The 15,076-nt window shown below is 72.0% G+C and carries 16 protein-coding genes; 9 read left to right on the top strand and 7 right to left on the bottom strand.

What is annotated here, in order from left to right; genetic code table 11:
- Window positions 1-57: 57 nt before the first annotated feature.
- Window positions 58-1,026: a hypothetical protein gene (locus tag ACWDGI_RS14085; protein ID WP_450758727.1), complete on the bottom strand. Its 969-nt coding sequence runs from the start codon at window positions 1,024-1,026 to the stop codon at window positions 58-60.
- Between the two features lie 392 nt (window positions 1,027-1,418).
- On the opposite strand from ACWDGI_RS14085, the gene ACWDGI_RS14080 reads away from it, so the two are divergent.
- The 4 genes from ACWDGI_RS14080 (at window position 1,419) to ACWDGI_RS14065 (ending at window position 3,760) form a co-directional block, all read left to right on the top strand.
- Entirely contained in the window at window positions 1,419-2,312 is an 894-nt protein-coding gene (locus tag ACWDGI_RS14080) for a DMT family transporter (protein WP_450758725.1), read from the top strand.
- 33 nt (window positions 2,313-2,345) lie between these two features.
- The gene (locus tag ACWDGI_RS14075) at window positions 2,346-2,855 is read left to right on the top strand and encodes an NUDIX hydrolase (RefSeq protein WP_450758723.1); all 510 of its coding nucleotides are present in this window, start codon (window positions 2,346-2,348) and stop codon (window positions 2,853-2,855) included.
- Window positions 2,856-3,056: 201 nt separating this feature from the next.
- Window positions 3,057-3,449: a YidH family protein gene (locus ACWDGI_RS14070; RefSeq protein WP_450758721.1), complete on the top strand. Its 393-nt coding sequence runs from the start codon at window positions 3,057-3,059 to the stop codon at window positions 3,447-3,449.
- On the top strand, window positions 3,446-3,760 hold the full coding sequence (locus ACWDGI_RS14065) for a DUF202 domain-containing protein (protein ID WP_450758719.1): 315 nt from the start codon (window positions 3,446-3,448) through the stop codon (window positions 3,758-3,760). The genes ACWDGI_RS14070 and ACWDGI_RS14065 overlap by 4 nt, the downstream gene beginning before the upstream one ends.
- A 9-nt stretch (window positions 3,761-3,769) precedes the next feature.
- Here the strand turns inward: ACWDGI_RS14065 and ACWDGI_RS14060 are convergent, their stop codons facing one another.
- Window positions 3,770-4,714: an NADP-dependent oxidoreductase gene (locus ACWDGI_RS14060; RefSeq protein ID WP_450758717.1), complete on the bottom strand. Its 945-nt coding sequence runs from the start codon at window positions 4,712-4,714 to the stop codon at window positions 3,770-3,772.
- 128 nt (window positions 4,715-4,842) lie between these two features.
- Here ACWDGI_RS14060 and ACWDGI_RS14055 point away from each other — a divergent pair, with 128 nt between their 5' ends.
- The 3 genes from ACWDGI_RS14055 to ACWDGI_RS14045 all read left to right on the top strand — a co-directional run bounded on the left by ACWDGI_RS14055 (window position 4,843) and on the right by ACWDGI_RS14045 (window position 7,553).
- The gene (locus tag ACWDGI_RS14055) at window positions 4,843-5,139 is read left to right on the top strand and encodes a hypothetical protein (protein WP_450758715.1); all 297 of its coding nucleotides are present in this window, start codon (window positions 4,843-4,845) and stop codon (window positions 5,137-5,139) included.
- Window positions 5,140-5,309: 170 nt separating this feature from the next.
- Window positions 5,310-6,332 carry a phosphotransferase family protein gene (locus tag ACWDGI_RS14050; protein WP_450758714.1) on the top strand — a complete coding sequence of 341 codons (1,023 nt, stop codon included), beginning with the start codon at window positions 5,310-5,312 and terminating at the stop codon, window positions 6,330-6,332.
- A gap of 6 nt (window positions 6,333-6,338) precedes the next feature.
- A complete protein-coding gene (locus ACWDGI_RS14045; protein ID WP_450758712.1) occupies window positions 6,339-7,553 on the top strand; it encodes an acyl-CoA dehydrogenase family protein in 1,215 nt (404 codons plus the stop codon).
- Between the two features lie 64 nt (window positions 7,554-7,617).
- Here ACWDGI_RS14045 and ACWDGI_RS14040 read toward each other — a convergent pair whose 3' ends face one another.
- From ACWDGI_RS14040 to ACWDGI_RS14020, 5 genes are all read right to left on the bottom strand, one after another.
- Window positions 7,618-8,331 carry a methyltransferase domain-containing protein gene (locus ACWDGI_RS14040; protein ID WP_450758710.1) on the bottom strand — a complete coding sequence of 238 codons (714 nt, stop codon included), beginning with the start codon at window positions 8,329-8,331 and terminating at the stop codon, window positions 7,618-7,620.
- Between the two features lie 44 nt (window positions 8,332-8,375).
- Entirely contained in the window at window positions 8,376-9,071 is a 696-nt protein-coding gene (locus ACWDGI_RS14035) for a type 1 glutamine amidotransferase domain-containing protein (protein WP_450758708.1), read from the bottom strand.
- A gap of 107 nt (window positions 9,072-9,178) precedes the next feature.
- Window positions 9,179-9,772, bottom strand: a complete 594-nt coding sequence (locus ACWDGI_RS14030; protein WP_450758706.1) for a TetR/AcrR family transcriptional regulator — start codon at window positions 9,770-9,772, stop codon at window positions 9,179-9,181.
- Window positions 9,773-9,801: 29 nt separating this feature from the next.
- Window positions 9,802-11,478 (bottom strand): class I adenylate-forming enzyme family protein, encoded by a 1,677-nt coding sequence (locus ACWDGI_RS14025; protein ID WP_450758704.1) that lies wholly within the window; start codon window positions 11,476-11,478, stop codon window positions 9,802-9,804.
- Window positions 11,475-12,239 carry an SDR family oxidoreductase gene (locus tag ACWDGI_RS14020; RefSeq protein ID WP_450758702.1) on the bottom strand — a complete coding sequence of 255 codons (765 nt, stop codon included), beginning with the start codon at window positions 12,237-12,239 and terminating at the stop codon, window positions 11,475-11,477. Before ACWDGI_RS14020 ends, ACWDGI_RS14025 begins: the two co-directional genes overlap by 4 nt.
- A 193-nt stretch (window positions 12,240-12,432) precedes the next feature.
- Between ACWDGI_RS14020 and ACWDGI_RS14015 the strand changes: the two genes are divergently transcribed.
- Entirely contained in the window at window positions 12,433-13,671 is a 1,239-nt protein-coding gene (locus ACWDGI_RS14015) for an exo-beta-N-acetylmuramidase NamZ family protein (protein WP_450758700.1), read from the top strand.
- 80 nt (window positions 13,672-13,751) lie between these two features.
- Window positions 13,752-15,071: a serine-threonine protein kinase gene (locus tag ACWDGI_RS14010; RefSeq protein WP_450758698.1), complete on the top strand. Its 1,320-nt coding sequence runs from the start codon at window positions 13,752-13,754 to the stop codon at window positions 15,069-15,071.
- The last annotated feature ends 5 nt before the right edge of the window (window positions 15,072-15,076 follow it).

The following is a 15,076-nucleotide window of genomic DNA, read 5'->3' as shown; positions in this document are numbered from 1 at the left end:
CCAGGAAATCCGGCCGCCGTAAGAAATCCACAACCTCTTCTCATCAACCGCCTCTCCTCAACCGCCGAGCGCGCGCTCCCGGGCCGCCCGGAACGCCTCGCACGGGTCGCGGTCCGGGTAGCACCAGGGCGCCGGGGTGGCATGCCGGCCGATGCGCTGGAACAGGGCCGCGGCCTCGGCGTACCGGCCGGCGCCGGAGGTGGCGTGGGCGAGGTGGTTGAGGTCGACATGGCGGCGCGGGTGCTCCTCGATGCCCCACTCCAGCCACCAGTCGAAGGCCGCGCTCAGGGCGCGCCGGGCGGACGGCTCGGCCCAGTGGCCGGCCGCGGCCGGGTCGGCGGGTGCCCGGCCGGTGGCGGCGAGCACCCGGTGCCGCTCGGTGTAGGCGACGACGGGGAGGACGGCGAGCGGGGAGTCGGCCGGGGCCGCGGCGGCCGACCGTTCCGCGAAGGCGCACAGTTCGTACGTCCCCTCGGTCTCGGTCTCCGCGATGCGGGCGGCCATCAGGTGGTGGGCGTGGTGGTGCTCGGGATGGCGGTCGCGCACCTCGTGGAACATGCGGCGCGTCTCGTCGTCGGTGCCGAGGCGGCGGGCGAGCAGCAGGAGGCCGAGCCACGGGGTGGGGTCGGCGGGGGCGAGCGCGGCGGCACCGGAGCAGGCCTCGCGGGCCCGGTCGAGGGGTTCCTTGCCGCGCAGGGCACGCCGGACCAGGGTCAGGGCGTAGAGGGTGGCGGCACCGGTGGAGCCGGGCTCGGCGAGCAGCCATTCGCGAGCCCAGGCGATGGCGTAGGGCTCGCGGGCGAGGGCGGTGACCCGATGGCCCCGGCGGTCCCAGTCGTCACCCGTGTGGAGCAGCAGGGAACGGGCGGCCTGCCAGCGGCCCTGGGCCAACGCGGCTCGAGCGGAGATGAGTTCGGCGTCGTCGAGGGCGTCGTCGGGACAGTGTTCGCACCCGGGGTGCGCTGCCGCGCGGGGACCTTCTGCGACGGCCCGGCCTGGGCCTAAGAGGGGCGGGGTTGGGGGCACCGCGGAACTTCCTGGTTGTCGGGCTGCCATCGGCCGATCACGCACAGCAAACCCCCAGCCAAGACTTTGCGTCAAGCTGAACGGGGCTGGTACCCCGTTCAACTACCCCGGGCGCAGCGGAACTTGACGCGCGCCGGGGCCCGTTGGGCGTACCGTGGCCGTGGGGCTCCGGGTACCGGCTGTGGCGTACGCCATGGCGCGGGCCGCCCGGGCATCGGACCATGGCCGTACCGGTCCCACCGCCGCCCTGATCCACCTGCCGTGTTCGGCTCGGGCACCGTGACCGAGTCAACCGCCCGGTTCCGGGTACTCCCGGGGCAACACATATCCGCGAGCGCTACAGTCGGCCACTACGCACCCCGTAGCCCGGCCGCATGATCGAGGTACGCAGCGTGTCCGTTCTGGTTCTGATTCTCGCCGTGAGTGCGGCCTGTTGCCTCGGCTTCGGGTTCGTGCTCCAGCAGAACGTCGCCCAGAAGGCCCCGCTCAGCGACTTCCTCTCCTTCCGGCTGCTGCTCGACCTGATGAGGGTGCCGCGCTGGCTCGGCGGGATCGGCCTGATGGTGGCCGGCATGGTGCTCGGCGCGATCGCGCTCGGCAAGGGCGAGATCTCCCTGGTCGAACCGCTGCTGGCGACGAACCTGCTCTTCGCCCTCGCGCTCTCGCGGCACCAGACCAAGCATCCCCTGAGCCACCAGGGCTGGGCCGGACTCGGTCTGCTCGCGGGCGGGGTGACCGCGTTCATCCTGGCGGGCCAGCCACGCGGCGGTGACGCCATCGCCAACCCGCTGCGCCACTGGCTGATCATCGGTGTGGTGGTCGGCCTCGCCCTGCTGCTCACCACCTACGCCAAGCGGTCCCGGCTCAGCGCGGGACCGACCCTGCTCGCCCTCGCGGCCGGCCTGCTGTACGGCGTACAGGACGCGCTGACCCGGGTCACCAGCACCCGCTTCTCCGAGGGCGGCATCACCGAGGTACTGACCGGCTGGCAGCCGTACGGCGTGCTGGTGCTCGGGGTCAGCGGGCTGATCCTCGTCCAGAGCGCGTTCGAGACCGCGGAGCTGCGCAATTCGCTGCCCGCGCTCACCGCCGCCCAGCCGCTCGCCGGGATCCTGTGCGGCGTCGGCTTCCTCGGGGACCGGCTGCGCACCGACACCGGGGCGCTGGCCTGGGAGGCGGCCGGGCTCGCGGCGATCGTGGCGGGCATCGTGCTGCTCGGGCTGCACCCCGCGATGCCGCGCGGTCCGGCGCCGAAGGAACCCTCGCTGGACCTCCAGCCGCGCTGACGCCCCGGGGCTCCGGCCTGCTTGGATGGCGGCATGAAGCCTGCTGACGAAATCCTCGACATCGTCGACGAGCACGACCGGGTGATCGGACAGGCCCCCCGCGGCGAGGCGTACGCCCGGGGCCTGCGCCACCGCTGCGCCTTCATCCTGGCCCGCGACGCCGCCGGCCGCGTCTTCGTCCACCGCCGCACCGCGACCAAGCTGGTCTTCCCCTCCCTGTACGACATGTTCGTCGGGGGTGTGGTCGGCGCGGGCGAGTCCTACGACGACGCGGCGCTGCGGGAGGCGGAGGAGGAGCTGGGCGTGTCCGGGCTGCCCCGGCCGACCTTCCTCTTCAAGTTCCGGTACGACGACGGCGCCGGCCTCAGCTGGTGGTCGGCGGTGTACGAGGTCCGCTGCGAGCTGCCGGTACGGCCCCAGGTGGAGGAGGTGGCCTGGCACGACTTCCTCACGGAGGAGGAACTGACGGGGCGGCTCGGTGAGTGGGAGTGGGTACCGGACGGCCTGGCGGCGTGGGAGAAGCTGCGGAAGTGGCGGGCCTGAGGCGGGGGGACGCTTACCGGCACCGGCCGGGTGCCGCTGCGCCCACCCGTGCCGCCCGTGCGGTACGACTGCCCGCAGCTGCGCCAGCTGACAGGGCGGCCCGTGCCTGAGGCGCCCCGTAAGGGGCGCGGGGAACTGCGCGGGCAACCCCCCACCCACCCGCAGCCGAACCCTCGGCCCCCCCCGGTAGGGTTTCTGCACGTGATCGAATTCGCGCGGAACGTCCGTTTGTGGTTCGCCCCCGAAGCGGTGCGCGAAGAGGGAACGACCCCTGACTACCGCTTCTCCCTCGCCAACGAGCGGACCTTCCTGGCCTGGCTGCGCACCGCCCTCGCCCTGATCGGCGGCGGTTTCGCCGTGGACCAGTTCCTGCCCGACCTCCGCTGGGCCTGGCGGGTCGGCCTCGCGCTCGCGCTCCTCGCCGCCGGCGTGCTGTGCTCGCTGCGGGCGGTGAACCACTGGATGCGCTGCGAGCGGGCCATGCGGCGCGGCGAGGATCTGCCGGTCTCCCGGTTCCCGGCCCTGCTCGGCGTGGTCGTCGCCGTGGTCGCCGTCGCGATGGTCGTCGTGGTGCTCGTCGGGTGGGAAGGATGACCGCGCCGGCCCGCGACCCGGGGCTCCAGCCGGAGCGGACCCGGCTGGCCTGGCGCCGTACGACACTGTCGGCGACCGTCGCCGCCGTACTCGCCGCGAAGACCGCGGTGCACGGCAGCACCTCGGCCGGCGGCGTGCTCGCCTGCGCGGCCTGCTGCGTCCTGTGGCTGGGCTTCCTCCTGGTCGCCAACCGCCGGATCCGCGCCCTGACGGCCACCGACCGCCCCTCGGCACTGGCCCCGCGGCAGGCGACCGCGGCGGTGCTGTGCACGGTCGCCGTCGCACTGTGCGCCGCCGCGCTGGTCGTCTAGGCCCCAGGCCTAGCCCTCCTCCTCCGGCCACTCCACTGTGACCACCAGCTTGCCGCGGGTGCGCCCCTCCTGGCTGCGCCGGTGCGCGTCGGCCGCCCGCTTCAGCGGAAACGTCTCGGCGACATGGACCGTCACCGCTCCCTGTTCCGCGAGTCCGGCGATCCGCTTCAGGTCCTCGGCGTCGGGGCGCGCCCAGCAGTAGCGGCCGCCGAAGTCGACGACGTCCGGGTCGGCGATCGAGGCCATCCGTCCCTCGGGGGCGAGCATGTTCGCCGAACTGGTCAGGGCATCGCCGCCGACGGTGTCGAAGACCGCGTCGACGCCCTCCGGGGCCAGTCCCCGTACGCGTTCGGTCAGGCCGGGGCCGTAGCTCACCGGCTCGCCGCCGAGGCCCCGGACGAAGTCGTGGTTGCGTTCACTCGCCGTACCGATGACCCGGGCCCCGAGGTGCGCCGCGATCTGGACCGCGATGGAGCCGACCCCGCCGGCGGCGGCGTGCACCAGGACCGTCTCGCCGCGCTTGACCTCCAGGGCGTGGACCAGCACCTGGTAGGCGGTGAGCCCGGCCAGCGGCAGCCCCGCGGCCTCCTCGAAGGAGAGGTTGCGCGGCTTGCGGGCGAGGGTGCGCACCGGGGCGGCGACGTACTCGGCGAAGGTGCCCCGGGAGAGGAAGTCCTCCCGGACGTAGCCGATCACCTCGTCGCCGACCCCGAACTCGGTGACGGCCGGGCCCGGCTGAACCACCACGCCGGAGACGTCCCATCCGGGGATCACCGGGAAGACGGCGTCCATGATGCCGTGCAGATCGCCCTCCCGGCATTTCCAGTCGACCGGGTTGACGGCCGCCGCCCGGACCTTCACCAGGACCGTGTCGGGGCCCACCTTCGGGTCCTTGACCTCGCCGTACTCCAGTACCTCGGGTCCGCCGTACCGGCTGTAGCTGATGCCCTTCATGCAACCGACCCTCCGGGGTACTCGCACGCCACGCAACCGGGATGCCCGCATATGTGCCGTTCGCGTGGCAGCCTGTCCGTCGGCAGCACGCCACCTTCCCGACCCCCGTACCGCTGAAGGCGAACACCATGACCACCCTTCACCAGGAACACACCTCGCACGGCCACAGCCACGGACCGGACTGCGGGCACGACCAGGTGCCGCACGGCGACCACCTCGACTACGCGCACAACGGGCACCTGCACCGCGAGCACGGCGGCCACTGGGACGAGTGCGAGCCCGCCGGGCACGTCACCCACGAGGCCCACGACCACCGGCACGGCGACGGCTGCGGCCACACCGGCGTACTGCACGGCGACCACATCGACTACCTTCACGACGGCCACCGGCACGCCGAGCACAACGGCCACTGGGACGACCACTGAGACGGTCCCCGACCCGAACGACGGCTCCCTGCTCTGCGCGCGCGGGGAGCCGTCATCCCACGGCCGGGCCGTAGGGTGGTCCCGGTCACGTTTGGCTCACCCGCTGGACGACATACCGACTGGTCGGCATCATGAGTTGGGTCCTGTTCACTCGTTCGTAGGAGCGATGCATGAGCCCCGACCACCCGCCCGGACTGGATCTCGACCGGCTGCGCGGACTGCTCGACCGAGAGCGCCCCGGCCTGGCGACCGGTCCACTGACCGGAAGGCTGATCGAGGGCGGACGGTCGAACCTCACCTACGCGGTCTCCGACTCCACCTCGAAGTGGGTCGTACGACGGCCGCCGCTGGGCCACGTCCTGGCCACCGCGCACGACATGAAGCGCGAGCACCGGGTGATCAGTGCGCTGTACCCGACCGAGGTGCCGGTGCCGCGGCCGGTGCTGCTGTGCGAGGACCCGGAGGTCCTCGGGGCGCCGTTCTACGTGATGGAGTTCGTGGCGGGCACCCCGTACCGCACCTCCGACCAGCTCGTCCCGCTCGGCCCCGAGCGCACCAGGAACGCCGTGCTCTCCCTCGTCGACACCCTCGTCGAGCTGCACGCCGTGGACCCGGAGGAGGTCGGCCTCGCCGACTTCGGGCGCCCGGAGGGCTTCCTGGACCGGCAGCTGCGCCGCTGGGGCAAGCAGCTGGACGCCTCCCGCAACCGTGAGCTGGCCGGCATCGACGAGCTGCACGCCACCCTGGGCCGCCGGCTGCCCGACTCCCCCGCGCCCACCGTGATCCACGGCGACTACCGCCTCGACAACGTGCTGATCGGCGACGACGACACCATCAGGGCGATCCTCGACTGGGAGATGTCCACGCTCGGCGACCCGCTGACCGACCTGGGCCTGCTGGTCATGTACAGCAAGCCGCTGGGCACACCCGACTCGCCGGTGTCGACGACCGCCGAGGCACCCGGCCACCCGGACCCGCGGGAGCTGGTCGAGCGCTACGCGGCCCGCTCGGGGCGGGACGTCTCGCACATCGCCTGGTACACGGCGTTCGCCTGGTTCAAGCTCGCCGTGATCCTGGAGGGCATCCACTACCGGTACACGCAGGGCCAGACGCTCGGGCAGGGCTTCGACCGCATCGGCGAACTCGTGCCCGTCTTCATCGACCACGGACTGACCACTCTTCAGGAAGGCTGACCGGCCATGGACTTCGCGTTCGACGCGCGCACCGAGGAACTGCGCGCCAAGCTGCTCGCCTTCATGGACGAGTACGTCTACCCGGCCGAGGCGGTCGCCGAGGAACAGCGCGCCGCGCTCGCCTCGCCGTGGGACACCCCGGCCGTGGTCGGGGAACTGAAGGCGGAGGCACGCAGGCAGGGCCTGTGGAACCTCTTCCTCCCGGACGCCGAGTACGGCGCGGGGCTCACCAACCTCCAGTACGCGCCCCTCGCCGAGATCACCGGCCGCTCCCCGCACCTGGCGCCCACCGCGCTGAACTGCGCGGCGCCGGACACCGGCAACATGGAGGTGCTGGCCCAGTTCGCCGACGAGGCGCAGAAGAAGCAGTGGCTGGAGCCGCTCCTCGCCGGTGAGATCCGCTCCGCGTTCGCCATGACCGAGCCGGAGGTGGCGTCCTCCGACGCCACCAACATCACCACGCACATCGAGCGCGACGGCGACGACTACCTCGTCACCGGCCGCAAGTGGTACATCTCCGGTGCGATGAACCCGGACTGCAAGATCTTCATCGTGATGGGCAAGACCGACCCGGACGGCGCCGACATCCGGCGCCAGCAGTCCATGGTCCTGGTCCCGCGCGACACCCCGGGTGTCACCGTCAAGCGGGCGATGCGGGTCTTCGGCTACGAGGACCACTCGCACGGCGGTCACGCCGAGGTGATCTTCGACCACGCGCGCGTGCCGGTGTCGAACCTGATCGGCGAGGAGGGCGGCGGCTTCGCCATCGCCCAGGCCCGGCTCGGCCCCGGCCGTATCCACCACTGCATGCGGCTGATCGGCATGGCCGAGCGGGCGATCGAGCTGATGTGCCGGCGGGCGGTGTCCCGCAACGCCTTCGGCAAGGAGCTGGCGCGGCAGGGCGTGGTCCACAACTGGATCGCGGACGCCCGGGTGACGGTCGAACAGCTGCGGCTGCTGGTCCTGAAGACCGCCTGGCTGATGGACACCGTCGGCAACCGGGGCGCCCACACCGAGATCCAGTCCATCAAGATCGCCACCCCGCGCGCGGTCGTCGGCATCATCGACCGCGCGATCCAGCTGCACGGCGCGGGCGGCGTCAGCCAGGACTTCCCGCTGGCCGACCTGTACGCCGGGGCCCGGACGCTGATGATCGCCGACGGTCCGGACGAGGTGCACCAGCGGTCGCTGGCCCGCCGGGAGCTGAAGAAGTACCTGTAGGTGACGCATGGTCGGGGCCGGTGCGGGCATCCCCGATGCCCGCACCGGCCCCGCACCGTCCGCCTCAGCCCGTCCGGCCCACGAGGAGCTGGTAGAAGATCGGCTCGCCGGTCGTCGTCACCCGGTGCTGGAACCGGGTTCGCTCCAGCAGGGCGAGACTTCCGTCGGCCACCAGCCGCTCGACGGCGGCGCCGAACCCGTCCGGGTCCGCTTCGTCCATCCACCGCTCGTCGATGGTGAAGGCCACGGGCGCGCCCGCGGGCAGCACCGCGAGCGCGTTGACCAGCGCCCGCGGTGTGGCGTGCGTGCCGCCGAACGCGCCGGCCGACACCAACCCGCCGAACGCATGCGGGCGTAGTGCCGCGCGGAGTCCGTCGCCGAGCTGGAAGTCGCCGACCACGTAGTCGGCGTAGACGCCCGGCCGGTCGCGCAGACTCGCCTCCCGTGCCGCCGGCAGCGCGTCGACCCCGACGACCCGGGCCACGCCCGCGCGACGCACGAGTTCACCGACCAGCCCGGTGCCGGCGCCGACGTCGAGCACCGTCATCGATCCCGGCTCCAGCCCGAGGCTCGCGGCCGCGCGCACGAGACCCTCCGCCGCGACCTGCGGCGACCGGCACCGCAACCGTTCCTGGACGACATGCTCGTAGAGGCCGGGCACGGCGTAGATCCGCGTGTACTCGTGCAGGTGCACCGTCTCGTGCTCGCTCAACTCGATGTACTCGCCGTCGGTCACCGGCGGTCCGAGCAGCCGGACACCCGCGAACGCGTCTGCCATGCCGGCGAGACTATGCGCACGTGCCCCTGCACCGCCACCAGTGGCTACTTGAGGAGCTGGAGCAGGTGGTCGGCCAGGATCGCCGCCGAGTGGGGGTTCTGGCCGGTGACGAGATTGCGGTCCTCGACCATGTAGGGCTCCCACATCGGGCCGCGGCTGAAGTCGATGCCGACCTTCTCCTTCAGTTCCGTCTCCAGCAGCCACGGTGCCCGGGGGGCCAGGCCGACGGCTTCCTCCTCATCGTTGGTGAAGCAGGTGATGCGGTATCCCTCGAAGGGCGACTTGCCGTGGATCCTGGTGGCGAGGATCGAGGCGGGGGCGTGGCACACGATCGCGAGCGGCTTGCCGGAGGCCAGCTGCGCGGTCAGCAGGCGGCCGACATCGGCGTCGAACGCCAGGTCCGCCATGGGGCCGTGGCCACCGGGCAGGTAGACCGCGTCGTAGTCCTCCAGGCGGACGTCCGAGAGCTGCAGGGGCCGCCGCATCACCTCGGCGGAACGGATGATCTGCTCCAGCTCGAGCGCCATCTCCTCACCGCCGGCCATCGACGGACGCAGGCTCATCATGTCGACGTTCGGGGTCACGCCGCCGGGTGTGCCGACCACGACGTCGTGACCGGCTTCCGTGATCTTCTTGTAGGGCATGGCGAATTCTTCGGCCCAGTAGCCGGTCGCGTATCTGGTGCCGTCCTTCAGCACCCAGTAGGTCGCCCCGCTGACGATGAACAGGACTCTCGCCATCGCACTCGGTCTCCTTCCCCCCGAGTCGACTCGTGGAGGAATTCAGCCTTCTCAGCCTAGGCACACGCAGGGCCGGGTGCATGTGCCCAGGTTCCGAGCCCTGCCGGTCAGGGGCGCAGCGCTCGCAGCAGCAGGTCGGCCAGCTGGTCGGCGACCTCCTGGGGGGTCATCGGGCCGTCCGGGCGGTACCAGGTCGACAGGTGGTGGACCGAGCCGAAGTGGTAGTCCACGACCAGGTCGGCCGGGGTCGCCTCGGAGAAGACGCCCTCGCGCTGGCCCTCCTCGATCAGCGCGCGGAAGCGTTCGTGGTAGCGCCGGCGCTCGGCGCGCACCTGCTTGTTCTTCTCCGGACTCAGATGGTGCATGGACCGGAAGAAGATCGACGCGTCGTCGAGGTTCTCGATCGTCGTCACGACCACGTCCGCGGCCGCGCCCCGCAGCCGCTTCTCGATCGGCTCGTCCGCGTTCGCGAAGGCGTCCAGCCGCTCCTGTTGCACGCGCAGCACGCGCGCGTACACCTCGTGCAGGAGGTCGTCCTTGGAGCCGAAGTAGTGGTACAGCGCTCCCTTGGTGACGCCGGCCGCCTCCACGATCTCCTGCACGGAGGTGCGGTCGTACCCCTGCTCGGCGAAGAGCCGGGTGGCGGCGGCCAGGAGCCGCTGCGGAACAGGGGCTCCGTCGCCCTCCGTCGTCCTGGGCACTGCCGCCACCTGCCTCTCTCGTATGTCTGCTAACCCTGTTGCGGCCGGGAACGAAGTTCCCGTCGGAGGATCTTCCCACTTGCCGTCTTCGGCAGGTCGGGCAGGATCTCCACCAGCCGCGGATATTTGTAGGCGGCCAGCCTCTCCTTGCAGTAGAGGGCCAGATCGTCCGGATCGGTTGCAGCACCGGGGCGAAGACTGATGTAGGCCTTGACGGTCTCCCCGCGGTAGCCGTCGGGCACCCCGACGACGGCCGCCTCGCGCACCGCCGGATGGGTGTACAGCACGTCCTCGACCTCGCGCGGCCAGACCTTGAAGCCGGACGCGTTGATCATGTCCTTCTTGCGGTCGACGACGTACAGCCAGCCCTGGGGGTCCATGAAGCCGATGTCGCCGGTGCGCAGCTCGCCGTCCGGGAAGGTCTCGGCGGTGGCCTCGGGCCGCCGCCAGTACCCGGGCACGACCTGCGGCCCGCGTACGACGATCTCGCCCTGTTCGCCGAAGGGCAGTTCGTTGCCCTCGTCGTCGACGATGCGGACGATCGTGTCGGGGCCGGGCACGCCGACGGCCAGGGTCCCGGAGACCGGGTCCACGGGCGCCTCCAGGGTCGGCGGCACGGAGGCGCAGGGCGCGGTGCACTCGGTGAGCCCGTAGCCGTTCCTGATGTACGGCCCGTAGCCGGCCCGGAACTTCTCCACCAGGGCCGGCGGCAGGGGCGCGCCGCCGGAGGAGATGGTCGCGAAGGAGGCGAAGTGCTCCGGGGTGACGTCCGGGTGGGCGGCCAGCGCCATGAAGGCGGTGGAGGGGCCGACCGTGTAGTGCGGCCGGTGCTCGGCGAACGCCTCCAGGACCAGGCCCGGCTCGAAGCGGTACGTCAGCACCAGCGTGCCGGCGCTGGTCAGGCAGGCGCCGAGCTGGCAGACCATGCCGGTGATGTGGAAGAGGGGCGCGAGGGCGTAGTAGACCGGCGCGTCGGGCAGCCCGAGCCCGGTCCTCTGCCGCTCGGCGTTGTACATGATGTTGCCGTGCAGGTTGGTGGCGCCCTTGGGGGTGCCGCTCGTGCCCGAGGTGTAGCTGATCAGCGCGATGTCGGACGGTACCGGGTCGCGGCCCTCGGGGGCCGTGCCGCCGCGGCGCGCGACGGCCACCAGGTCCTCGGCGTCGGCGGCCTGCGGCAGCCGCTCGAAGGCCAGCACCCGCGCGTCGTCCCGGGTCTGGAAGTCCAGCTCGCTGGCGGTGAGCACGATCCGCACCGACGAGTCGGCGGCCGTGTCCCGCAGATACGACTCCCAGGCCCGCTGCGAGCAGACCATCGCGGCCACCTCGCCGTCCCGCAGGACGTGGGAGACCTCCCCCGACTTGTACATCGGGTTGACCGGTACGACGGTCGCGCCCGCCTTCCAGGCACCGAGCACCGCGATCACGAAGTGCGGCGAGTTCTGCAGGATCACGGCGACCCGGTCGCCGCGCTCCAGACCGCGCTCGGCGAGGTACGCGGCGACGGAGTCGCTCAGCTCGTCGACCTCCCGGAAGCTGAGCCGGGCGTCGAAATAGGCGAGGAAGGCGCGGTCGGGCGCCTCGGCGACGGCGGCGCGCAGGGCGTGCACCATCGACGCGGGGGGATCGACCGGGCCGCGCTGGGCCTCGTCGAGAAGCGCCACCCAGGGCCGGGCGGCGTAGAGGGACTCGGTCTGCGGCTGGGTCACCGGGTGGCCTCCCACTTCTGCTGGATGTGGTTCATGTTCGTCAGCCAGCGGTCCGGGGCGGCGGCCCGCGCCTGGTAGAAGTCGGCGACCTCGGGATGCGGAAGGATCAGGAACCGGTCCTCGGCCATCCCCTTGAACAGCGCGTCGGCGACCGCGTCCGGCTCGATGGCGGTCGGCTGGAGCACCAGGTCGCCCGCGCTGCCGGTGGCGGCGAGCATGTCGGTGCGCACGCCCTGCGGGCAGATCGCGTGCACCTTGAGGCCACGGTGCCGGTACGTCAGCGACAGCCACTCGGCGAAGGCGTACGCGGCGTGCTTGGTCACGCTGTACGGGGCGGCCCCGATCATGGTGAGCAGCCCGGCGGCGGACACGGTGGACACGAACCGGCCGCTGCCCCGCTCCAGCCAGTCGGGCAGCAGCTCCTGCGCGGCCCGCACATGCGCCATGACGTTGACGTCCCAGGCGGCGGCCCAGACCCCGGCCTCGGCCGCCTCGGACCCGCCGGAGGCGAGCCCGGCGTTGGCGCAGTACACGTCCACGCTGCCGCCGAGCGCGTCCCGGGCGGCGCCGACGATGCCGGACGCGTCACCCGGGACCGCGATCCCGCCGATCTCCTCGGCGACGGCGGCCGCCTTCTCCCCGTACAGGTCGTTCACGACGACGCGGGCGCCCTCGGCGGCGAACCGACGGGCCAGAGCTGCCCCGATGCCACCTCCCGCACCGGTGACGACGACTCGGGCATCTTGCACGGCTCCCACCATCGGTCTCCTTCGACACGACGCGACCAGACTCGGCTCAGCACGGACACACTAACCGGTCGGTATGTTTGAGAAAAGGGCAACCGTCACACCCCCTAAGGGCGCGGGGCCGCACTCCAACGCGCCCCACAGGGGCGCGGGGAACTGCGCGACCAGCCACCAGCGACCCGCACCCGGACGACGACGGAGGCCTCACATGCGGCGCCCTTCCAGACGAAGTCTGCTCACCGCGGCCACGGCGGCGGCCGTGACACCCGTACCCACGGCATCCCCGGCCGACGCCCCCGACCGCTTCGAGACCGGCTTCGACCGCCTCTCCGCCGACGGCTACTCCCTCCTCGGCCGGCAGAAGGTCGGCGTCGTCACCAACCCCACCGGGATCACCACCGACGTCCGCCACATCGTCGACGTCATGCACGCCGACCCCCGGGTCAGGCTGACCGCTGTCTTCGGCCCCGAGCACGGATTCCGCGGCACCGCCCAGGCCGGCGGCTCCGAGGGCCGCTACGACGACCCGGCGACCGGCCTCCCCGTCTACGACACGTACCTCAAGAGCGGACAGCCCCTCGCCGACGTCTTCAGCGCCTCCGGCGTGGACACGGTCGTCTTCGACATCCAGGACGTCGGCGCCCGCTTCTACACGTACATCTGGACGCTGTACGACTGCATGGAGGCCGCGCAGTCGGCGGGCAAGCGCTTCGTCGTGCTCGACCGCCCCAACCCGGTGACCGGGCGCACCGCCCAGGGCCCGGTCCTGCACCGGGAGTTCGCCAGTTTCGTCGGCCGGCAGCCGATCGCGCAGGCGCACGGGATGACGGTCGCCGAGCTCGCGAAGCTGTTCAACGCGGAGTTCCTGAGCACCCCGGTCGCGCTGGACGTCGTGACGATGACGGGCTGGCGGCGCGACCGCTTCTACGACGCCTACGCACTGCCCTGGGTGCCGCCGAGCCCCAACATGCCCACCCCGGACACCGCCCTCGTCTACTCGGGAACCTGTCTCTTCGAGGGCACCAACCTGTCCGAGGGGCGCGGCACGACCCGCCCCTTCGAACTGCTGGGCGCGGAAGGGATCGACGCGCGGTGGGCGGCCGCAGTCAACGGAGTCGGGCTGCCGGGCGTGCGGTGCCGGGAGGCGTACTTCGCGCCCACCTTCTCCAAGTTCCAGGGCAGGACGGTCGGCGGGGTGCAGCTCCATGTGCACGACCGGGCCGCCTACGACCCCGTACGGACCGGGATCGCGCTCCTGGTCACCGCAAAGAAGGTGTGGGGGGACTTTGCCTGGCGGTCGGACAACTGGATCGACAAGCTCACCGGATCCACGACCGTGCGCACGATGACCGACGCGGGCGCGGGCACGGACGAGATCGTCGGCGCCTGGCAGGACGAACTCGCCGCGTTCCGCCGGATCCGAAAGGAATTTCTGCTCTACAGGTGAGGCGCGTTGTATGGCCAACCTTGCCCGGCGGCGGGACGATGCGCGCAGATCGCACCGGTTCGGGTGACGAGGAGCCTGGTATGGCGGATCCTGGGATGAGCGTGGCTCCCTACTGGGAGCTGACCTTCGACGCCGACGGCGACCCGGAGGGCGCCGAACGCGACCGGCTGCTGGGCGAGGTCACGGCTCACGGCCTCCATGACCTGATCGTCTTCGCGCACGGCTGGAACAACGACCGTTCGGGCGCCACCGCCCTGTACCGGCGGTTCTTCGCACCGATCCCGAAGCTGGTGCCGAAGGCGAGGATCGGGTACGTCGGGGTGGTGTGGCCGTCGATGCGGTTCTGCGACGAGCCGATCCCGGACTTCCCGAAGTCGGTGGTGGCCACGGAGGCGGAGGAGAGACCGGCCCCCGTCCTCGACAAGGACACCCGGCACGCGCTCCTCGACACGTTCCCGGGCCGGGCGACCGTGGTCGAACAGATCGCCCGGATGCTGGACCAGCGCCCGGGCGGCGAGTTGGAAGAGTTCGGCCGCCTTGTACGGCTGCTCGTCGAGGTCCTGCCGGGCGGCCCCCAGCCGCTGTTCGCGGCGGACACGCTCGCGGAGGGCGTCCCGCAGAGCGAGCCGGTGCTGTTCACCGGGGACACGACGGCCCTGTGCGAGGAGTTCGCGCAGACACTGGCTTCCGTCCGGCAGGGCTCCGGCGCGGCGGATTTCGCGCTGCCCAACCCCTGGGACGGCGCGAAGGAGCTGCTGCGGCAGGCGACGTACTACGCGATGAAGCGGCGCGCCGGGACCGTCGGGGAGCGTGGGCTCGGGCGGGTCGTGGGGCAGTTGGCCGGCGTCGCCCCGCAGCTGCGGGTGCATCTGGTCGGGCACAGCTTCGGCGGCCGGCTGGTGTCGTTCGCGCTGCGCGGGCTGCCGGACGGGGTGCGCACGGTGAAGTCCGTGACGCTGCTGCAAGGGGCCTTCTCGCACTACGCGTTCGCCGCCCGGCTGCCGCACGACCCGCGCGCGGGCGGGGTGCTGCAGGGCCAGGAGAACCGGATCGACGGCCCGCTGGTGTGCTGTTACTCCCGCTTCGACGGGGCGCTCGGCACGATGTACCCGCTGGCCTCCCGGATGGCGGACGACTGCGAGTCGGTGCTGGGCGTGGACGTGGGCGACGCGCTGGGCGCCCGGTGGGGCGCGATGGGGCACGACGGGGTGCAGGCGGTGCCGGGCACCCGGTCGCTGGACCTGGCGGCGGCTCTGCGCGGCCCGCTCGCCGCGCCGGGTTGTGTGAACGTCGACGCGGCGGCGGTCGTGAAGAGGGGCGACCCGCCGTCCGGAGCGCACAGCGACATCGTGCACCCCGAACTGGCGAGGGTGGTGCTGGCGGCGGGGCGGATCGGCTGACCCCG

The organism is Streptomyces sp. NPDC001220, assembly GCF_053597895.1.
Note: the sequence above shows the minus strand (reverse complement) of the source record. Positions and strands in the feature narration are given on the sequence as shown.